Origin of the sequence: Niallia tiangongensis (genome assembly GCF_044704065.1) — a bacterium.
Lineage (GTDB): Bacteria > Bacillota > Bacilli > Bacillales > Cytobacillaceae > Niallia > Niallia tiangongensis.
The window spans coordinates 1,978,283-1,998,584 of the sequence record NZ_CP162613.1 but is presented as its reverse complement, the minus strand read 5'-3'; the positions used below and the strand labels follow the sequence as shown (position 1 = coordinate 1,998,584).

18 protein-coding genes are annotated in these 20,302 nt (G+C 36.0%); 1 reads left to right on the top strand and 17 read right to left on the bottom strand.

Features of this window, described 5'->3' with window-relative positions; genetic code table 11:
• Positions 1-30: 30 nt before the first annotated feature.
• The 17 genes from murD to AB3U99_RS09255 all read right to left on the bottom strand — a co-directional run bounded on the left by murD (position 31) and on the right by AB3U99_RS09255 (position 18,197).
• Positions 31-1,383, bottom strand: coding sequence for a UDP-N-acetylmuramoyl-L-alanine--D-glutamate ligase (gene murD / locus AB3U99_RS09335; protein WP_400247058.1), 1,353 nt, complete (start codon positions 1,381-1,383; stop codon positions 31-33).
• Positions 1,383-2,357 (bottom strand): phospho-N-acetylmuramoyl-pentapeptide-transferase, encoded by a 975-nt coding sequence (gene mraY, locus AB3U99_RS09330; protein ID WP_400247057.1) that lies wholly within the window; start codon positions 2,355-2,357, stop codon positions 1,383-1,385. The genes murD and mraY overlap by 1 nt, the downstream gene beginning before the upstream one ends.
• 1 nt (position 2,358) lies before the next feature.
• The gene (locus AB3U99_RS09325) at positions 2,359-2,799 is read right to left on the bottom strand and encodes a hypothetical protein (RefSeq protein ID WP_400247056.1); all 441 of its coding nucleotides are present in this window, start codon (positions 2,797-2,799) and stop codon (positions 2,359-2,361) included.
• The gene (locus AB3U99_RS09320) at positions 2,783-4,264 is read right to left on the bottom strand and encodes a UDP-N-acetylmuramoyl-L-alanyl-D-glutamate--2,6-diaminopimelate ligase (RefSeq protein ID WP_400247054.1); all 1,482 of its coding nucleotides are present in this window, start codon (positions 4,262-4,264) and stop codon (positions 2,783-2,785) included. The genes AB3U99_RS09325 and AB3U99_RS09320 overlap by 17 nt, the downstream gene beginning before the upstream one ends.
• Positions 4,265-4,579: 315 nt before the next feature.
• Positions 4,580-6,490 (bottom strand): stage V sporulation protein D, encoded by a 1,911-nt coding sequence (locus tag AB3U99_RS09315; protein WP_400247052.1) that lies wholly within the window; start codon positions 6,488-6,490, stop codon positions 4,580-4,582.
• 533 nt (positions 6,491-7,023) lie between these two features.
• Complete coding sequence (locus tag AB3U99_RS09310; RefSeq protein WP_400247051.1) at positions 7,024-7,341, bottom strand: hypothetical protein; 318 nt, start codon at positions 7,339-7,341, stop codon at positions 7,024-7,026.
• A gap of 627 nt (positions 7,342-7,968) precedes the next feature.
• The gene (locus tag AB3U99_RS09305) at positions 7,969-10,095 is read right to left on the bottom strand and encodes a penicillin-binding protein (protein ID WP_400247050.1); all 2,127 of its coding nucleotides are present in this window, start codon (positions 10,093-10,095) and stop codon (positions 7,969-7,971) included.
• A gap of 3 nt (positions 10,096-10,098) precedes the next feature.
• Positions 10,099-10,458: a cell division protein FtsL gene (gene ftsL / locus AB3U99_RS09300; protein WP_400247048.1), complete on the bottom strand. Its 360-nt coding sequence runs from the start codon at positions 10,456-10,458 to the stop codon at positions 10,099-10,101.
• 24 nt (positions 10,459-10,482) lie between these two features.
• A complete protein-coding gene (gene rsmH / locus AB3U99_RS09295) occupies positions 10,483-11,415 on the bottom strand; it encodes a 16S rRNA (cytosine(1402)-N(4))-methyltransferase RsmH (protein ID WP_400247046.1) in 933 nt (310 codons plus the stop codon).
• A gap of 63 nt (positions 11,416-11,478) precedes the next feature.
• Positions 11,479-11,910 (bottom strand): division/cell wall cluster transcriptional repressor MraZ, encoded by a 432-nt coding sequence (mraZ, locus tag AB3U99_RS09290; RefSeq protein WP_312095341.1) that lies wholly within the window; start codon positions 11,908-11,910, stop codon positions 11,479-11,481.
• A 420-nt stretch (positions 11,911-12,330) separates the two neighbouring features.
• A complete protein-coding gene (gene bshC / locus AB3U99_RS09285; protein WP_400247044.1) occupies positions 12,331-13,965 on the bottom strand; it encodes a bacillithiol biosynthesis cysteine-adding enzyme BshC in 1,635 nt (544 codons plus the stop codon).
• A gap of 380 nt (positions 13,966-14,345) precedes the next feature.
• Complete coding sequence (locus AB3U99_RS09280; RefSeq protein WP_400247042.1) at positions 14,346-14,741, bottom strand: DUF3397 domain-containing protein; 396 nt, start codon at positions 14,739-14,741, stop codon at positions 14,346-14,348.
• Positions 14,734-15,651, bottom strand: coding sequence for a 2-dehydropantoate 2-reductase (locus AB3U99_RS09275; protein ID WP_400247040.1), 918 nt, complete (start codon positions 15,649-15,651; stop codon positions 14,734-14,736). Before AB3U99_RS09275 ends, AB3U99_RS09280 begins: the two co-directional genes overlap by 8 nt.
• 384 nt (positions 15,652-16,035) lie before the next feature.
• Complete coding sequence (locus tag AB3U99_RS09270; RefSeq protein ID WP_400247039.1) at positions 16,036-16,602, bottom strand: RsfA family transcriptional regulator; 567 nt, start codon at positions 16,600-16,602, stop codon at positions 16,036-16,038.
• Positions 16,603-16,756: 154 nt separating this feature from the next.
• Positions 16,757-17,206: a DUF523 domain-containing protein gene (locus tag AB3U99_RS09265; RefSeq protein WP_400247038.1), complete on the bottom strand. Its 450-nt coding sequence runs from the start codon at positions 17,204-17,206 to the stop codon at positions 16,757-16,759.
• 211 nt (positions 17,207-17,417) lie between these two features.
• Complete coding sequence (gene rpmF, locus AB3U99_RS09260; protein ID WP_016200993.1) at positions 17,418-17,591, bottom strand: 50S ribosomal protein L32; 174 nt, start codon at positions 17,589-17,591, stop codon at positions 17,418-17,420.
• Between the two features lie 93 nt (positions 17,592-17,684).
• Positions 17,685-18,197, bottom strand: a complete 513-nt coding sequence (locus tag AB3U99_RS09255; protein ID WP_400247036.1) for a YceD family protein — start codon at positions 18,195-18,197, stop codon at positions 17,685-17,687.
• Positions 18,198-19,020: 823 nt separating this feature from the next.
• Here AB3U99_RS09255 and AB3U99_RS09250 point away from each other — a divergent pair.
• Positions 19,021-20,235 carry a nucleotidyltransferase gene (locus tag AB3U99_RS09250; protein WP_400247034.1) on the top strand — a complete coding sequence of 405 codons (1,215 nt, stop codon included), beginning with the start codon at positions 19,021-19,023 and terminating at the stop codon, positions 20,233-20,235.
• The last annotated feature ends 67 nt before the right edge of the window (positions 20,236-20,302 follow it).

Sequence of the window (20,302 nt, the reverse complement as noted above, 5' to 3'; positions counted from 1 at the left end):
TTCTTTCAACGCCTACTTACAGACAAGCCCTTATTTAAGCATATGCACCGCATTGATAAAAATGTCTCCTCTGACCTCAAAAGTTTTATATTGATCCCAGCTTGCACATGCTGGGGAAAGAAGAATGACATCTCCACTTTCTGATAAGTCATAAGCAACAGGTACTGCTTTGTCCACATTATCGACCCTTTTAATCGTTTTTATTCCTGCAAGTCTACCTGCCTTCTCCACTTTTTCAGCAGTTTGTCCAAAAGTAATCATTGCCTTTACATTTATCAGAGATGGAATCAGTTCATCAAATTCATTTCCACGATCCAGGCCACCTGCCAGTAAAATAACTGGCTCATTAAAGGCTGCTAGGGCATTTTGTGTTGCTAAAATATTGGTTGCTTTCGAGTCATTATAAAATTTTCGTCCATGTAATTCTTTAATAAATTGAAGACGATGTTTAACCCCTTTAAATGTACTTAGAACTTCAAAAATACTTTCATTTGACACTCCAGAGAGCTTTGCCGCAGCAACTGAAGAGAGGATGTTTTCTAAATTCAAGGCACTTAAGTACGTAATATCAGATAGTCCCATTATTTTTTCATCATTAAAATAGATGACATTATCTTTCACATATGCACCAAACTCTAATTCACGTTTTGCAGAAAAAGGAATAATGGTCGCTTTACTGTTTTTCGCGATATTCATTACTACCTCTTGCTCCACATTCGCAATTAGATAGTCATTTGCATCCTGATTTTTCGCGATATTGCCTTTTGCTTTTGCATATTCTTCTCTTGTTCGATGATAATCTAAATGAGCCTCATAAATATTCGTAATGATTGCGATATGTGGCTTGAATTTCTCAATGCCCATTAATTGAAAAGATGATAATTCGATAACAATTTTATTATCTTCCTCTGCAACTTGAGCCACATTCGAAGCAACTGTACCAATATTTCCAGCGATAAGCGGCTTTTTCTTATCTGCTTCTAACATATCAAATAATAAAGTCGTTGTTGTCGTTTTCCCATTTGATCCAGTGATGGCAAGGAACGGCGCTTCAGAGACTCTGTACGCAAGCTCTACCTCTGTAATAACCGGAATACCGCGTTCCATTGCCCCTTTAATCATTGGATTAAAATAAGGAATCCCTGGATTTTTTACAATTAGCTGAAATCCTTCTTCTAATAATTCAATCGGATGGCTTCCGCAAATTACTGTTATACCTTGTTCCAGTAATCCTTGCGCCTCCGGATTTTCATCTAATGGTTTACTATCATTCACTGTTACGAAGGCACCTAAATTATGGAGTAATTGAGCTGCGCTTACTCCACTTTTTGCAAGACCTAATACTAGTATTTTTTTATGATGATAATCGTTAATCTGCTTCATTATAACCACACCTCAATATAAATTCCTAAAGCGGCAAATAATAACCCAACCGTCCAAAATGTGACAACTACTCTCCATTCTGACCATCCAACCAATTCATAATGATGATGCAATGGACTCATCCGGAAAATTCTTCTTCCTGTTGATTTAAAGGAAATAACTTGAAGAATAACAGAAAGTGTTTCGATAACAAATACTCCACCAATTAGTATCAGTAGAATTTCTAGTTTTGTTAAAATAGCAATCGCAGCAATCGCGCCACCTAGCGCGAGGGAACCAGTATCTCCCATAAACACTTTAGCTGGATGAGCATTAAAAACTAAGAATCCTAGTACTGCCCCGACAATCGCTACAGAAAATATACTAATTTCAAACTGTGACTGACTCCAAGCAAGAACCGCAAATGCTCCAAAAGCAACAGCAGATGTACCGGAAACTAAACCGTCCAAGCCATCAGTTAAATTAACAGCATTCGAAAATCCAACTAGCCAGAAAATTATAAACAATGCATAAAACCAGCCTAATTCCAATGGTTTATCAACAAATGGAATCGAAATAGCGGTTGAAAATTCATTTTCGCGTAATACAAAGTAGAAAATAAGTGAAATAATAATCTGCCCTAACAGCTTTTGTCTAGAAGTCAATCCTAAGTTACGCTTCATCACTACTTTTATAAAGTCATCTAAAAACCCTAATAATCCAAAACCAACTAAAACTAATAGCAATAAATATGTCTTAATCGTTGGCTCTGAGAATTTATTAATCATTACTAAAGTTGTTATAACAATGGAAAAGATAATCATTAAGCCACCCATTGTTGGTGTTCCCATTTTTTTCTGATGGGATTTCGGTCCTTCTTCCCTAATGCTTTGTCCGAATTTTAATCTTCGCAAGAAGGGAATAAAAAAGGGCGAAATCAATACGGTTATTAAAAAGCCTAATAGAATCGTAAAAAAGATTACTTTCTCCTGCATTTTAGTTCCCTCCTTTCATTTGACTGCTCGTTTTTAATACATGGTCTCTAATTCCCGGTATATCATATGATTCCATCATGGAATTCAGGCTGTTTTCTTTTAAAAAAATAAATTTCGTTGCACTTTCTTGTGTTTGTAATTGTTCCTCATAAATTTCAATCATTTTTAATATGCCTTCCTTTAAATCTTTTGTATAAAAAATAGGGAAATGATTAGGTGTATAAGATGGAAGATCCACCCCTTCTTCCCAAATCGCTCCTATTGCTCCATTTGCTATTGCAGTGCTCAAATCACCAGAATTCTCTTTATAGAAAGGAATAAATAGCCCTTTTAGCTGTTCACTGTCTGCTAAGAATGACACGGTTTGAAAAAGTAAATCTTCCTTTACAAACCCTTTTGCTTTCGGAATTGCCTGAAGGACTAAACTATAGGACAGTGTCATTTTTTCTCTCCTCTATCGCTTCTTTTGCAACTAAACGGTCATCAAAATCTAACACATCAGAACCAATAATTTGATATGTTTCATGTCCTTTTCCTGCAATTAATATAACATCGCCAAGTTGTGCTTGATTTACCGCAAACGTAATAGCCTCTTTTCGATCAGCAATAATCGTATAATTTTGTTCTTCCTTAACTCCTGCTTCCATATCTTTTAATATGGCAATCGGATCTTCACTTCTAGGATTATCGGAAGTAAGAATAGCATAGCTCGCTTCCTGACAAGCAATTTTCGCCATTAAAGGGCGTTTTGTTTTGTCTCTGTCTCCCCCACAGCCTGCAATGACATAAACTTTTTTCTCGGCAAATTCCTTCACCGTCTGCAGAGCATTTTGTAAACTATCAGGTGTATGGGAATAATCAACAATCACTGAGAAGTCTTGCCCAGCATTTACCGTTTCAAATCTTCCTGCAACTCCTTCTACCTTTTCTAGCGCCTTAATCGTTACTTCCATTGGAATATTGCTTGCAATCGCAGCACCAATGCTCGCTAACGAATTATATACATTGAATTTTCCAACCATTTTTAGTTGGACAGATTGAGTTCCAAGTGGAGTATGTAAATCAAACGACGTGCCTGCTGCTGTTATTTTTATATTTTTCGCCATAATATCCGCATCTTTATCAATTCCATATGTAAGAATATGAGCAGCTGTAAAAGTTTCATACTCGTTTGCTGCTGCATCATCTTTATTTAGGATAGCAAACTTCGGTTTTTCTCCTTGAAATGCATTTCCTAATCTTGTAAACAACAGCCCTTTCGCTTTTTTATATTCTTCCATCGTGCCATGATAATCTAAATGATCCTGACTAAGATTTGTAAATACCGCAATATCGTAATCACAGCCAAATACTCTGCCTTCCACAAGGGCATGGGAAGATACTTCCATAACAGCTGTATCGACCTTTTCTTCCACCATTTTATGGAACACCTTCTGAAGTGTCACAGCTTCTGGAGTTGTATTTTTTGTTTCTTGAATTTCCTCACCGATTTTTGTGTACATCGTACCGATGATTCCTGTTTTTTTATGCGCCTCTTTTAAAATAGCATCTATTAAATGGCTAGTTGTCGTCTTTCCATTTGTTCCTGTGATCCCTATAAGCTGAAGCTTTTGTGTTGGCTTTTGATAAAATACATCTACAAGCACACTACTAGCCCTTTTTGTATCTTTTACTACGATAACTGGAATAGGCAAGGGTAATTCTCTTTCGGCAATGACAGCGACTGCGCCAGATTCATATGCGTTCTGCGCAAAATCATGTCCATCGACTGTATATCCTTTTATACAAATAAAAAGACTGCCTTCTGTTACTTTGCGATTATCATTCTCTATTGATTTTATTTCCATATCTTCTCCGACATAAGGAGTGTATGGCTGTAAACTCTCAATAAGTTTTTTTAATTGCATCGCTTTTTGATTCCTCTTTTCTCTAGCTCTATATGTAATCTAATTCACTCATAAATATTAATTATATACTAAATAATGAACCAACCATATAGATTATACAATTTTCTTAGCGTATTTTATTTTACATGATTAAAAAAAAATTATCTATGTTGTACCTTATTGTTGGAGAATTTATATTAGAAGAATAATTTTAGATGGAGGGTATTTTTATTTTAGTTTTTCTCTCTCTTTTCCTTTTTGAAAAAGCGGTCTACGTTCGTTTCTGCAGGATAAAAAGAGAAGCGGCACGAATGATCCCAGCCGCATTCTATCCAATTAATTAAATTGAATCAATATGGTTGATCCATCCTTTACTTTTGTACCTGGTTCTGGAGATTGTTTAATCACGGTATCTCCACTTCCACTTGATTCTATTTTAAGATTAATAAACAATTCACTAATATCTTTTTTCGTGTGACCAACTAGATCTGGCACTTCGATTAATGGATTTTCTGGATATTTATATAATTTATCAATTTGGTCTTTACGAGGTTCTACGCCGAGTGCTCTTAAACTATCTCCCATAATCGCTCCAACGATTGGCGCTGCAACAGCACTACCAAACTGCACCGTTCCTTTCGGATTATCTACTGCAACATAGACGACTAATTCTGGGTCATCAGCAGGTGCGAAGCCGATAAAGGAAAGGATATAGTTATTTTCTAAATATCTTCCTCCTGATGCTTTTTGGGCTGTTCCTGTTTTCCCGCCAACTCGGTATCCTTCCACAAAGGCTTTACCACCAGAACCTTTTGCAACTACGTTTTCTAGCGCTCTTCTCACTTCTTTTGATGTTTCCTCTGAAATAACCTTTCTTTTTGCAACAGGCTTTTTCTCCATAATTACTTCCCCTGTAGCCGGATCAATTAATTCCTTTGCTACATATGGAGTATATAAGGTTCCGCCATTAATCGCTGCAGATAATGCTGTTACTTGCTGGATCGGCGTAACAGCAACCCCTTGACCAAACGATGTTGTTGCTTGCTCAACAGGTCCTACCCTGTCCATGTTAAACAAGATTCCTTTTGACTCTCCTTGTAAGTCAATGCCAGTTTTTTGCCCGAATCCAAAATCGCGAATATATTGAAAAAGTGTATCTTTTCCAAGACGTTCCCCTAGTTCCACAAAGCCAGGGTTACAGGAATTTTGAACAACTTCTAGGAATGTTTGCGAACCGTGACCGCCACGCTTCCAGCATTTCAACTTCGCTCCACCAACTTCTGCATAGCCTTTATCATAAAAAGTATCCTTGTCTAAATCTACTTTTCCTTCTTCAAGCGCTGCTGCTAATGTAATAATCTTGAAAGTGGAACCTGGTTCATACGAACTCCATATAGGTAAATTTCGATTATAAACAGTAGAATCTACATTTTGGAAATCTGCAGGATCAAATCCTGGGCGGCTAGACATAGCCAATACCTCTCCAGTTTTCGGATTCATCGCAAGTGCAATAATCGATTCAGGAGCATATGTTTGCTCAGCAATATCCAATTCCCTTTCTACAATCGTTTGGATCCTTGTATCAATTGTAAGCACTAAATCATTTCCATTGACTGGTGCCTCATAGGCATCAGCCATATCATTCATTCTTTGTCCTTTTGCATCAGAATAATATTGAACAGATCCTTTTTTCCCCTTTAACTCGTCATCATATTCTAGTTCCAAACCAATTAGTCCCTGATTATCAATACCCGCAAACCCTAAAACATGGGATAAGTAATTTCCGAACGGATACGATCGCTTGGAATCCTCTCCAATATAGACACCATCTATATCAAGTGCCCGAACTTTTTTCGCTTTTTCATGCGTAATTTTCCTTCCTTCTTTTAAACGAACACTCATCTCCTTTTGAATAATCTGCTTATATACAGATTCCTTATCTGCTTCCAATACTGCCGCAAGCTTATCCGCTGTGCCCGCTGGATCTTTAATTTGGCGTGGTACTATATAAACCGTTGGCGCACTGACATTTGTCGCAAGCGCTATCCCATTGCGATCCAAAATTTCTCCTCGCTGTGGCTCAAAAGCAATTTGTCGACTCCATAAATTTTTCGCTTTGGTTGTAAGCTCGTCCCCCAAAAAAAATTGAACATACGCCAATCTTGCATCAATAATAAGAAAAATAATTATCCCAGCAACTAACGCTATCAATAATCGCTTCCGGACGGTTACGTTTGAAACCCGCATACAGATGGAACCCCCTTTATACTAGCTCGATTAAAATATATGCTTGTACGAAAGGGATTAGAACGTAGAGTATTTGTTGCTTTGTTGGGGGCTGGTGGTGGGGGATGTTTTTTATGGAGTGCTTTTTTTGGACATCATGCTTTTTGAATTTTGGGGTTTGGGTTTGCTTTTATTGATGAACGCTGTTTTTTCTTGTGCTTCTGTTAATTTTGGGGTTCATCTCCCTGATGAACGCCACTTTCCCTTGTGTTTCTGTTAATTTTGGGGTTCATCCCCGTGGTGAACGCCACTTTCCCTCGCGCTTCTGTTAATTTTGGGTTTCATCCCCGTGATGAACGCCACTTTCTCTTACACTTCTGTTAATTCCAGCGTTCATCTCATCACCCTGATAAACACTGGTTTCTGTTCCACCTTCACTCATAATATGCCCATTGATGTACTCCAATAAGTATATATTGCTTATCTAATATTCTCTTAATTCTTCGCATTTCTCCTGAAATCATACACCAGTCATAAATTGCTTTTGTCGTTATTTATCTTTCTCGAAAAAGCAACTTAAACTCTTCCACACTTCGTAAAACAGCTTCATCCAAGCTTTCTGTATATCCACATGCTTCACATTTAATCATTAAACGTTCTGTTGAAGCGATGAAAGAATCACATTTAACACAAATAATTCCTTTCTTAACCTCATCATAGTTATAGCTTGGAATTCTTTGGTAAGGTGATTCATCCATATGAAGAGCTATCAACTTTTCAGCTAAGGCAGTATGCTGTTTTTTTGCTTGTGTTCTATTCTTTTCTAATGATTTAACATAACGATTTAATTGAGAAGGGTAAATACAAGGCAAATGAAGAGGAGCTTGATGTAAGGTGAATTCGGGGTTTACAAAACAACATGAGGTATAATTGGAATGGAGTAGCCAAGCTGATGAACTAATTGTCTTAAAGAGGACTCTGTTCGTTTTAATTGTGTGATAGGATTATTGATTTCCACTTTATTATTTCGCTTCGCTTATAGAATCGATCCTTTTCATAGTAAAAATCTCCTTCATAGTTCTTAATTTCATAGAGATGAAGTGCTTCTCCTTCCATCATTAAGGAATCAACTTGGAATGTTGCATGGTTTGATTACAGTAATAGATCATTTAATACAACATAATCTTTCGTGAATTTTTCCAATAATGCATCAAATCTTCTCTCTCCTTCCTAGCCTTTTATTTGATTATAGTATTTCTGCTTCATTTCATCTGATAAGTCCATCCGGCTATTAAATAATTTTAACAAAGCTAATTCTGGTGGTTTTGTACAAACTGGTCCAACCTCCTCTTTATATAATTTCAACGAGCCCATTACAGAGAGAATTTTCTCTTGATGAACTCATATTCTAGTATACATGACTACCAACAATTCCTTCCATCATTCTCCAACAAAAAAGCTCCACCACATCCCAAACAAATGTAGTGAAGCTGTCTCTCTTATTCCGGTTCTTTTAACTTAACCGTTAACTTATCTTTTTCTTTTACCTTTGAGCCTGACTTAATGCTTTGGGAAGATACGTACCCACTTCCTGAGCTTTCAAGCTTTAATTTATTTAGGTCTGCTACTTTTAAAACATCGCGTAAGGACCAGCCCTTCATATTAGGGACTGTTTCATTACCATTTGTTTTTAAGATTACCTTTTCCCCTTTTAGATAAGCGTCTCCTTTATTAGGAAGCTGTCCTTCTACTGTTTTACCGTCTCCGATAATAATAGCATTTAGGCCTTTATCTTTAAGGATTTTCTTTGCTTCTTCGGCAGTCATTCCACTTAAATTTGGAATTTCAATTGGTTTGGAAACTTTTTCTTCTGTTGGAACAATGTCCATATATTGCAGACTGCTCTTCATGACAGAAGTGAAAATTTCCGCAACAGGCTCAGAACCAACTTCTGTTTCTTTAAGCTCTGGTTGCTGTACCGCTACATACATAATCAATTCTGGATCATCTTTCGGGGCCATTCCTAAGAATGAAAAAATATAGTTTTCCCTGCCGGTTAGATAGCCGCCACCACTTTTAGGAATTTGCGCCGTTCCGGTTTTACCAGCAATATCATATCCATCAATATTGAATTTTTTGTATCCTGTTCCCTTGGGACTTGTAATAACCGTTTCAAGAATATCGCGCACTTCTTTTGCCGTTTCGGCTGAAATAGGAGTTCCTGTTACTTGTGTCTCGCCTTTTTTTATGATATCTCCTGTATTTGAATCTTTAATTTGCTCGATTACGTACGGTCTCACCATTTTTCCATCGTTAGCAACAGCTGTTGCTGCTTGTATTTGTTGGATTGGTGTTAAGGCTGTACCTTGACCAAAGGCAGTCGTGATTTTTTCGATTGGCCAGTTAAAAACAATGGAACTATTCGCTTCTCTTGGTAAGTCAATTCCAGTTGGTTGATCAAGACCAAATTTCGTCAAATATTCCCTAAACGTATCAAAGCCTATTTTTTCCTTGGCAAGTTTCGCGAAGGCTACATTGGAAGATCGTTGGACACCTTCCAAGAAGGTAATAGATCCCCAGCCTACACCACCGTTATGATCACCTATCCCTTCATATCTACCAGACAAATATTTTTCATTTGGGTTAAATACCCCTTCTTCCACAGCAGCTGCTAAGGTAAATATTTTCATCGTCGATCCTGGTTCATAATTCGTTTCAATTGCTTCATTATGCCAAGAATCTGTAATTCCATCCCTTGTTTCAGGATCAAAAGATGGTCTTTGACTCATCGCTAAAATTTCTCCTGTTTTCGGATTAGCTACGATTGCAATCATTTTCGCAGGATTATATTTATCATCCACTTTATTCATTGTATCCTCTAAAAAGGATTGAATTTTCTTATCAAGGGTTAAATAAACATCATTCCCATTTTTTGCAGGCACAATATTGTCCTTACTGTTTGGCAAAATATATCCCCAAATATCTTTGCTATACTGCATGCTGCCATCCGTACCTGTTAACATTTTGTTTAAGCTTTCTTCAATACCAAGTCTGCCTGTCTCTTTTCCCTCTGATTCTTCTAAATATCCAATTACATGGGAAGCAAAAATGCCATTCGGATAAAATCGTTTTTTCCCTTCAACGATCTGAATGCCAGGGAGCTTCAAATCTTCAATTTTCTTTTTTGTTTCATAGGAAAGGTCTTTCCCTGCATTCCCAAATTCTACTTGTTTGGCGCCCTCTTTTGTTAAAATTCTATAAATCTCTGATTCTTTTAGATCGATATATTTCGCTAATTCTCTAGCGGTTGTTTCCGGATCCTTTACATGGACAGGGTGGTTCTTGTCATGCTCACTTAACTTTTCATCGGTTACAGCAACAAGCTTATAGGAAACAGCATCCTCTGCAATTACTTCTCCATTGCGGTCCAAAATACTGCCTCTTGATGCTTCTAACACTCGAGATGTATTATGTTTTTTTTCTGCTTGAGCAGCAAGCTCCACTCCTGATACCTCTCCAGTTGCCTGAATATAGATAAAGCGAATAACTAAAACAAAAAAGAGCAGACAAAATAAAACAAATAGGATGGCTGCTCCAAAATTTATATTAGGCTGCTTTCGAATCATTGCTTAATGCACAACCTTTACATTGTCTTTACTGAAATCAAGTCCTAATTTACCAGCTACTTCGCGTAAACGATCAAATCTGCTTAAATCCTTTACTTGTGTGTCTAATTCCTTATTTGACTTTTCAATAGAATTTATAGAGCTTTGTGTTATTTGAATCTCTTTATTCACTTGATAAATTTCACTTTGGTTGCTGACAATTTTCACACCGCCAAAACAAATGATCGCTACAAAAGCAATTCCTAAAATTTTCTCTCCAGGAGATAATAATGATTTGGTTTGTTTAATAACCTTTTTAACCGACTGTTTTTCCTCTTGGTGCTGATACTGATCCTGTTGAATTTTTCTAGCTAAGTTACTCATTTAATTACCTCCTGCATACATGTTTTATTGTTTTTCAGCAACACGTAATTTTGCTGATCTCGCTCTGTTATTAAATTCTAATTCTTCCTCTGAAGGAGTAATTGGCTTTCTCGTTATTAATTTCAATTCCGGTTTAAATTCATCTGGAATGATTGGAAGTCCTGGCGGCAATGGTGGCAGGTCACTCGCTTTTTTAAATGCCGACTTACAGATTCTATCTTCAAGGGAATGAAAGGTGATAACACTAATTCTTCCGCCTGGATTTAATAACTTAATTGCTTGCTCTAACGACGATTCAAATACACCTAGTTCATCATTAACCGCAATCCGTATTGCTTGGAAAACTCTTTTTGCAGGATGTCCACCTTTTCTTCTTGCAGGTGCTGGAATCGCCTCTTTTATTAATTCAACCAGCTCTCCCGTCGTTTCGATTGGTTGGCTTTCTCTTGCTGCCTCAATTTTTCTTGCTATTTGCTTGGAGAATTTCTCCTCCCCATAACGAAAGAAAATTTTAACTAACGATTCATACGACCAAGAATTAACGACATCATAAGCAGTAACATCCGCCTCATTATCCATGCGCATATCAAGTGGCGCATCATGGTGATAACTGAATCCACGCTCAGGAGTATCCAATTGAGGAGAAGAAACACCTAGATCATATAGAACGCCATCTACATGGGGAATCCCTAATTGATGAATCTCTTCTTCCAAATAGCGAAAATTACTTTTTACAATCGTTAATCTGTCCTTGTATGGTGCTAATTTCTCTTCTGCATTTTTTATTGCTACTTCATCTTGGTCGAACGCTATTAATCTTCCACTCCCTGATAATCTGGAAAGAATTAACTCGCTATGCCCTGCCCCACCTAATGTACAATCTACATAGATTCCATCCGGCTTAATGTTAAGGGCATCGACCGCTTCATTTAGTAAAACTGTTGTATGATTAAACATGAATCCACACCTGTCTATAAGTTTTCTTGTAAGTAATAATTAGTATGTACATAGTGAAATAAATTAAATATCGAATCCAATCATATTCTCTGCAATTTCTGCAAAAGAATCCTCTGATTCTGAAAAATAATTTTCCCACTCTTGTTTGTCCCATATTTCAATACGATTGGAAACACCTAAAATAACACATTCCTTCTCTAGCTGTGCATATTGAAAAAGGGGCGATGCAATGTTAATGCGACCTTGTTTGTCAATTTCACATTCTGTTGCTCCGGAGAAGAAAAAACGGGTGAATGCTCTAGCATCTTTTTTTGTCAAGGGTAATTGCTTAAGCTTTTCTTCTATTATCTCCCATTCGCTAAGCGGGTAACCAAAAAGGCATCGATCGAGACCACGGGTTAGAATAAAGGTTTCACCTAAGTTATCTCTGAATTTAGCAGGCACAATGATACGTCCTTTTGCATCGACATTATGATGATATTCCCCCATAAACATACCCTTGTCCCCCACTTTCTAACCTCAATGTACCACAATCCCCCACTTTCCTCCACTATTAAATTTAATTCTATCTATTTTGTTTATTTCCTGCAACAAAATTAATAATTTTGAAAAGAGTAAAAAGTTCCATTTCTAACATTCTTACTGTTCGCTTACCATGAAGAATACGTAAAGTCAAAAATACCTTCGTTAATATCTGTGTTTAAAATATGATTAACAACCTGAATGCATACAAAAAAGCTTCGCTAGAAAAATTCTAACCAAGCTTTTTTGCATCAACTGTATTCCATTAATCATTGAATATTTTTATAGAAAACATAATAACGAAAAATATTCGTTATCAATAATAAACAAAAATAGTATACCCAACCTTATCCAATTTGGCCACTTGTTTATTTAGGATAAAATGAACCACCCTTATAATTTAACGACTTTATGTGTTCCATCAAAATCCATCGGTAATTCCATGACACCTTCAAGGAAATCAAGACCATACTTATTTAAGAAATAAGTAATGTTCCAGACTCTCTCTTGAGGAGACCCTTCTGGCTTTAAATTTTGCTCAATACGACTAAACTTATTCACAATGACTTCATGCTTTAATTTTACCGAAGCATCCACTTTATTCTGTAGAAACTCCACTTGGCTCATTAAAAAATCTTCATTTTTTTCCATTAGTGGCAGTAAGCCTTTATATTCTGATGTCATCTCCTGTTCTAGCTGATCGTACTTGGTTTCAATAACACCTTTTAACTCATTTAGTAACTGGGCTATCCTTTCATTCGAAACAGACTGTAAAAATTGCTCACACTTTTCTGACGTTCCATTTATAAGAACATCCTTCATCGATAATTCTAATTCTTCGATGTCTGCTTCCACACTTCTCTCTAATAAAGTAATATTTAGACGTGGTATGACAGGCGGCATTTTAATTCCTAAATGTTCAAAGGCTCCTTTAAGTTCCGCCCAATAGGCAATCTCTCCGGGTCCGCCAATGAACGCCAGTGTTGGAAAAAGAAGATCTTGCGTTATTGGCCTTGTTACGACATTATTGCTTAACTTCTGTGGAAATTCACTTGCTATATCCTTTAATTCCTCGATAGTAAAAGATACGGTTTTATCTTTTCCAATAAAACGTCCTTCTGCTTTATCGTATTGCAATAATACTCTTTCTTGCTCAATCTCATCATAATAAAACAAGTTAACTGGATTTTCCGCCATTTCAATAACAAGAGAATAACCACTATCCTGCACTAATTTTTGCTGTTCTGAGACTGCATCCGCCAATTTTTGAAATTTATTGATTTGTTTTAGGAATATTTCTTTCTCTAGCTTTCGAATTTCTTTATCACCAGAATCAACCAAAATCAGGCCGTAATCTTTAAATAAACTCATTGTCATATAGCTAAAAAAGTCAACAATCGTTTTTGATTCCTGGACAGCTGATTGTAAAAGCTGCAATAATGGCTTAGAATGTTCTGTTTCACCATATGATTCAACCACTGTTTCCAGCCAGTCTAAACAGACCTGTTTATCTAGTGCTATATCGGAAGCCATTCTTTTATCCAATACTCTTTGCGGAAATACAACCTTTTTCATTTTTTCCTTACCAGGTGTATAAATATGATTGATTTCCAAGTAATCGTGATCCTCTCCAGCTACCCAGAAGACAGGTACAACCGGAATGCCCAATTCTTCTTCTTTCTGTTTAGCTAAAAGAATGATGCTGATTACCTTATGAATGGAGTATAACGGACCAGTTAAGACACCTGCCTGTTGCCCACCAATCACAACGACACTATTTTCCTTTCTCAATTTAGCAATCGATTGCCGCACTTTTTCACTTTGAGGAAAATTTTTCATATACGCTTCAATATAGTCAGCAAGATCATTTCTCATAAAAGATCTTGTTTCCAATTCTTTCAATCTTTCCTCATAGCTACCGTTATCAAGATAAGAATAATGAAAAAATTCCTTTGTGCTATTTTTTTGTTCTAAATAATCTGTTACGAACTTATTTGCCACAGGCAAAGAGAGATTTATCATCTCCATCTATGTACTTCCTTTCTCCAATGCGAGTTTTCCTTTTATGTATTCTTCCCTTTATAATAAGGACTCTTTCTCTAGTGGGAGTCCTGCCACAAGCTTTTCACTAAGGCTACTACTTCTCTAAAAAACCATCTACTTCATTCAAATTATTTCATTACATAGAAAAGTATAGCATCCCTTTTAAATAAAAGAAAAAAAGTTGCTTATCCCCTTTCCTATCTACCTTTCTGCACTTTTTCTTTTGGCTAGTATTTTTGCTAATTACACTTGCTTCTAGCATCTGCTAGTTAATTGTCCCCTATTCATTTCAAGGAAGCCTTCCCTTATGTTTGAATCAATCGTATTTTTTTATGTTTCAACTATAAATTTTTCCTCTTATCATTTTAAATCGTTCCCAATGCCTTTAGTATGGAAAGTACAAGGCCATAAATGACTAAGACAATATATAAAGTGAAAAAACACAGAAATGTTACACGCCAAATTCCTTTAAATACTTTCTTATACTCAATTTCCTCTTTCCATTTCCAATGAATAATAACAAATAACATTCCAATCAACAAGATAAAAATGACGATATATAATAGTAGAGATGTATCCCAAATAGAACGAATAAGAAAATGCACGGAAAGAATAAAAAAGAAGGTGCTAAAATCTAATGCTAGATGAACTGAAAATCGCTGTTTTTTTGTCAGCAGCTTGCTTATAACGAAAACAATAAACAGCGTAAAGATTGGAAAGACAACGAGAAAACTAATGAGCTGTGAAGTTAAATTAAGCATTTAAACACTCCTCTCTTCCTCGTTCTTTTCCTTTTATTATAAAATAAGCAGTAGCAGCAATAGGCGAATGGACTTTTTTCTTTTTTGCTTCTTCTAAAATGTATCCTAAAATGGCGTCTATTTCTGTCGGTCTCCCAGCCTCTATATCCTTTAGCATGGAAGATTTATTCAAGGCAGTATTTCGAATGACCTCCAAACAATAATCTCGAAACAGTATTCTATTTTCTTTCGTTATCGATAAAATTTCAAACACTTCTTCCATCAATAGATTCATTACTTGAAAATAATAAGTATTTTGCAGTAATTGACCATTTTGGACCTGCAATATACTTGTTAAACTATTTACAATACTATTTACTACTAATTTTTTTTGCATCATTGTAACATAATCCGGTTCATTTATGAATGGAAAGGCTTGATTATTCGCAGTTGTTAGGGTGATAAGAATCTCGTCCATCTGTCCTTTTACACAAGCTAGTTTAATAGCTCCTATTCCGGTATGGACTACTGTTTGCTCCTCTTCCTTCATAGCCCCATGCTCTACTATGCCAATCATTATATTTGGAATATTAGAATCCATAATCTTCTCTAAGTGACTCATTCCGTTTTGTAGAAAGCATATTGCTTTTATTCGACTCCCAAGTATCTCCATCTTTTCATAGATTGGTGCTAATTGATATTGCTTTACTGTTACAATTGTAACCTCGTCTGCCCCATCCCACTCTGCAAAATAACGAACTTTCACCGTGCGAGACTTCTTTTCCTCATGCACTTTATAATAAATACCATTCTTCTTGATCGACTCATATTGCTTTTCGGACCGAACATATAAAGTTACATCATGCTTTTCCTTTAACTGGTATGCACATAATAAGCCAATTGCACCAGCTCCTATAATTCCAATTTTCATCCGAAGCTCCTTTACCGTTTCAATTATTGTTAGTTCTATATTAACATTTTCTGAAAAGTTTGTTAGTACGAAAAGCACAGGAAAAGAAATAATTTATTAAGAATACTTTTTTTATTTTTTATAGATGAATGGATATAGAATAGAAAAAGACGAGAATTGATCACAATAGATGGAAGACAAACATGAGAAGTTTGTATAAGAGGAATATAAGGGGGAGGTGTGCTTTATTCTGCCTTTGACGGAACCAGCAGAATATTTCCTATTTCAAAAATACATGATAAAAGCAGGAGTCGAGCAAATGCTTTCCCTTAACTGTAGGCTCCCTCCTGCAAAAAAACATTTTATTTCTTGCTTAATTGTTTTAAACAAGAAACTCTGGAGTAATTAAACTTTGGGCAATTTATCTTCATCTTTAAATACGACCATTTGCCTTGCTTTTTCCATCAGCTCCACTAATGCCTTATAGGCACCTTCCATGGAGTCCAATTCATTTTGTAAATCTTCATTTTCCTTCTTTAATATAGTCAATTTTTCTTCTAATTCCTTGGTTTTCTCTTTCACTGTGGATGAATCTATATTTTCTTGTTCCCACTTATTTGCTTTATCATATAAGTCTTTTAAATACAAAAGCATTTCATCGAATTGGTTCTGGACTGGTGTGGGAGAAGCGGAAGGGCTGACAATCACTTCGTCTGTAGAATATTCTTCTGTTCCACTTGTCTTTTTTAATTGTTTTCTTTGTTTCTTGGCAAGCTCAATACCTGATTTATATTGTTTGCGTACATATGAATTCCAACGAAACCCACATGCTGCACTTGTTCTTGATAATAGCTTTCCCACTTCTTCAAACGCTTGAAGCTGTGTTCCGCCTTCTCTAATATGACGAAGAACAATTTCTGCAAGCAGAATATCTTCATCCTTTGACCAAGCATCTTGTCTTGTTGTTGTCATCAGTAAACCCTCCTAGTGTTTTTTATTCATACATATGCATCTACTAGAAAAGATAGACTGAATATTCCTCATTGAATAAAGAAAATTGACAGAATGCTCTTTTTCGACTAATTAAACTCCTTACAAAATCAGCACACGCTTTAGAAATAGCAAATCATTGAAATAATTCGTTCTCTGAAATCACTTTAATGCCATTTCTTCTTAAAATAGCAGTGGTCACGCCCACCCCGTCCTTTTTTGTACCATCAAAACAACCTGTGTAAATAAAGCAACTGCCACAAGAAGGACTATTTTCTTTTAAGACTACCATTTCCGGGTTCAAACTTTTAATAAAGTCTAATGTTTTATAAGCCCCATTAATATACATTTGGGTAACATCATTCCCTTTACGATCCTGCACAACCGCTTTACCATCGATAACATCATAGCCATTCCCCCCAATAATCTCTGCAGGTTCTCTTGGAGTAGAGAATCCCCCCATTAACTCTGGACAAACCGTTCTGATCTTTTTATCATTTAATAGCTTTTCCATGGATTCATCTAAACAATCGGTTCCATTATACCGAACCTTCAATCCTGCTAAACAAGAACTAACGACAATCATATGTCCTCCCCTTATCTGATTAGTATGTATTCCTACTATTTTCCAAAAAGACTTTTATTCTAATAAGTATTTTTGTACAGGCATATTTTCTTTCTTCTATTTAATCTATCCTCTCCCTATTGTATCGCATCTCTTTTTACGAAAATAGCTATATATGGAAAAAAGCACAAGAACCTAAGTTCTTGTGCTTTTAATCAAACAAAAAAGATAATTAGTTGCTTACAACTTCTTTCCCTTTGTATGTTCCGCAAGCGCTGCATACACGGTGAGCAAGTTTCATTTCACCACAGTTAGGGCATTCTACCATACCAGGCACTTGTAATTTAAAATGTGTACGACGTTTTCTCTTTGCAGTTTTAGATGTTCTTCTAAAAGGTACAGCCATTCGTCCCACCTCCTTAAAGAGTATTAAGAAAGTAATGAGAAAAGATATTTCCAATCTCACATTTTTCTTTTGCATAATTAAGTATGAGTTTAATTACTCATTTTCAAAAAACTTAGCAAGTCCAGCAAGACGAGGATCTGCTTTCTTTTCCTGTAAATCTTGCTCTTGGATAACTTCCCAATCATTACCTGATTGTGGAGCACCTTCTTCTTTAGTATCTTCACAGAAGACTTGCATCGGTACCTCAAGTAAAAGTATTTCAGCAATAATTGGCTTTAAGTCAATTACATCGCCTTTTACTTGATGAACTTCCTCTTCGTCTGTTTCATATTCTGAAACTTTTAATAGGAAGGTTTCTGTTGTTTCAACATTAATTGGATAATCCACGTCTACTAAAGTACGAGAGCAAGGTAGCACGAGAGACCCTTTTATATTTAAATGAAAAGTCACTTTCGTTGAATCAATATCTGTACGTCCTGTTATATGAATAGGAGATACTCTTCTTATGGTTGGATCTGTTTCTTTGATCTCATCCATATTTATTGTTTCATCAATTGGCAATCCCTTACTTCGAAATTTTTGTAACTGGCTTAACGTCCATTTCATATATATCACCCCAAGGCAACAAAGGTAATTATAGCTTTCATATAATTATTTGTCAATATTTTTTCTTTACAGTAAATAATAAGCAATAAGTGATTTAATCCCTTATTATTTCGATTTCTTTTTTATTCTACCCATATTCAACAGAATTGCAACTAAAAGTTAAATAGAAAGATTATTTTTTATTCTATATTACTTCCAATTTAAGCTAGTTTAACAAAGACTGTTGTTTTATAAATTATTTTTGCAAAAAATAAAAATATCAAACTGCCATCTAAAAACTTCATTTTGCATTTGTTTTCCAAGGCTCGGTCTAATTCCCCCCTTCAGGCTATCGGAATTTCTCAAGGCTTCCATAGGAGTAAGATGATACCTCTTTCAAACTAACCAAATTATCGTTTTCAAATAAATAACCAAAATAGGTTTCAAACAAGTAATCCTACCTATTTCTCCTCGATAATAGCGAGTGAATGTAACCAATAATCAGCCTTTTTCCAATGATTATATAAAATGATTGTTATTCCTTAAGGTTTCTCTTTTACAACCCATATTTTTAGGATAAACTTTTACTAGTATAAAGCATAAGATTATATGTTTTTAATAAAGTCTGTTTTCGTAAAGGTTGTTGCTATGACCCACAGCCTGAATATGGGGCGAGCGGGGATCCTCCTAAGGAATCAGTAGTGGGGCCTCTTTCTCGCTAACCCAAGTGGCGTCTACGTGTATTCAGGCTGCTCCGTATTTCTAATTAATTTATTTATCCTATTGAAAAAGCAACAATCTTTTAGAAAACAGCCTTAATGAATAATGAATTAGGGAGATTGTAATGAAAGCTGTTGGTGTTGTTGTAGAATATAATCCATTTCATAATGGTCATTTGTATCATATCCAAAAGGCGAAGGAACTAACAGATGCTGATATTGTTGTTGCTGTAATGAGTGGTCCTTTTTTGCAGAGAGGGGAGCCTGCCCTTGTATCAAAATGGTGTCGTGCGGAAATGGCACTGGAAAATGGAATTGATCTTATAGTCGAGTTGCCCTATTCTTTTGCCACTCAGCACGCAGCCGTGTTTGCTAAAGGTGCTGTAGATATTCTGCAAGGATTAGGATGTGATTATTTATGCTTTGGAAGTGAGTCTGGGGATATAAACGAATTCTCTCATACTTTCCTCCAGTTGCAAGAAAAGCAGGATGAAGAAAATTTGCTTGTGAAAGAACTTTTAAAAAATGGGATGAGCTATCCGAAAGCCAAGTCATTAGCAATGCAAGAATTAACAAGTTTAGAAAACGATGCGGGACTAAATCTTAGTATGCCTAATAATATATTGGGCTATGAATACTACAAGGCTGTACATACTAATCATTATCCTATTGAGGTTTGTACAGTTGCCAGAATGAAAGCAGACTACCATGATAAAATATTTACCTCTGACACGATAGCAAGTGCAACGAGTATCAGGCGAGCACTATTAAAGGAAGAAGGTTCCTTAAAAACGGTCGAGTCCTTCCTCCCGCCTGCAAGTTTTTATCTACTTCAAAAGTATAAAGAAGCCTATTTGTCTTACCACACTTGGGAGAACTACTGGAGTTACTTAAAATTTCGGCTTTTGCAATCAACTGCCAAAGAGCTATCCACTATTTACGAAATGGAGGAAGGTATAGAATATCGGTTCCTTAAATATGTGAAAGAGGCTTCATCTTTTCACGATTATATTCGCTTCCTAAAAACGAAGAGATATACTTGGACAAGACTGCAAAGAATTTGTGTACATATTTTAACAAATACCAAAAAAGAAGAAATGGCTGCACAATCACAGCCTGCATATATTCGTTTACTGGGTACAACGGCAAATGGTCGGTACTATTTAAAAGAAAAGAAGAAGCAGTTCGCACTTCCCATTATTAGTAAACTTTCTTCTTTTGATAAAGAAAAAATAGCATTGGATATTCGTGCCTCCCAGATTTACTCTTTAGGCGTCCCAGCAGCAGTTCAAGAGCGGTTATTAACTATGGATTACTTACAGCCGCCAATAATGAAGTAACCTCCTGTTGCTGGCTTCATTAAATATAGGAATAATCCGCGCGCTTTTCTGGCAAAGCACGCGGTCT

Coding starts and splice junctions, on each gene's coding strand:
- mraZ (WP_312095341.1), bottom strand. CDS start 11,910: ATGTTTATGGGGGAATATCATCATAATGTCGATGCAAAAGGACGTATC.
- mraY (WP_400247057.1), bottom strand. CDS start 2,357: ATGCAGGAGAAAGTAATCTTTTTTACGATTCTATTAGGCTTTTTAATA.
- AB3U99_RS09305 (WP_400247050.1), bottom strand. CDS start 10,095: ATGATTCGAAAGCAGCCTAATATAAATTTTGGAGCAGCCATCCTATTT.
- bshC (WP_400247044.1), bottom strand. CDS start 13,965: ATGGAGATGATAAATCTCTCTTTGCCTGTGGCAAATAAGTTCGTAACA.
- AB3U99_RS09265 (WP_400247038.1), bottom strand. CDS start 17,206: ATGATTGTCGTTAGTTCTTGTTTAGCAGGATTGAAGGTTCGGTATAAT.
- AB3U99_RS09275 (WP_400247040.1), bottom strand. CDS start 15,651: ATGAAAATTGGAATTATAGGAGCTGGTGCAATTGGCTTATTATGTGCA.
- AB3U99_RS09250 (WP_400247034.1), top strand. CDS start 19,021: ATGAAAGCTGTTGGTGTTGTTGTAGAATATAATCCATTTCATAATGGT.
- murD (WP_400247058.1), bottom strand. CDS start 1,383: ATGAAGCAGATTAACGATTATCATCATAAAAAAATACTAGTATTAGGT.
- AB3U99_RS09270 (WP_400247039.1), bottom strand. CDS start 16,602: ATGACAACAACAAGACAAGATGCTTGGTCAAAGGATGAAGATATTCTG.
- AB3U99_RS09320 (WP_400247054.1), bottom strand. CDS start 4,264: ATGCAATTAAAAAAACTTATTGAGAGTTTACAGCCATACACTCCTTAT.
- AB3U99_RS09255 (WP_400247036.1), bottom strand. CDS start 18,197: ATGAAATGGACGTTAAGCCAGTTACAAAAATTTCGAAGTAAGGGATTG.
- AB3U99_RS09315 (WP_400247052.1), bottom strand. CDS start 6,490: ATGCGGGTTTCAAACGTAACCGTCCGGAAGCGATTATTGATAGCGTTA.
- AB3U99_RS09280 (WP_400247042.1), bottom strand. CDS start 14,741: ATGCTTAATTTAACTTCACAGCTCATTAGTTTTCTCGTTGTCTTTCCA.
- rsmH (WP_400247046.1), bottom strand. CDS start 11,415: ATGTTTAATCATACAACAGTTTTACTAAATGAAGCGGTCGATGCCCTT.
- ftsL (WP_400247048.1), bottom strand. CDS start 10,458: ATGAGTAACTTAGCTAGAAAAATTCAACAGGATCAGTATCAGCACCAA.
- AB3U99_RS09325 (WP_400247056.1), bottom strand. CDS start 2,799: ATGACACTGTCCTATAGTTTAGTCCTTCAGGCAATTCCGAAAGCAAAA.
- rpmF (WP_016200993.1), bottom strand. CDS start 17,591: ATGGCTGTACCTTTTAGAAGAACATCTAAAACTGCAAAGAGAAAACGT.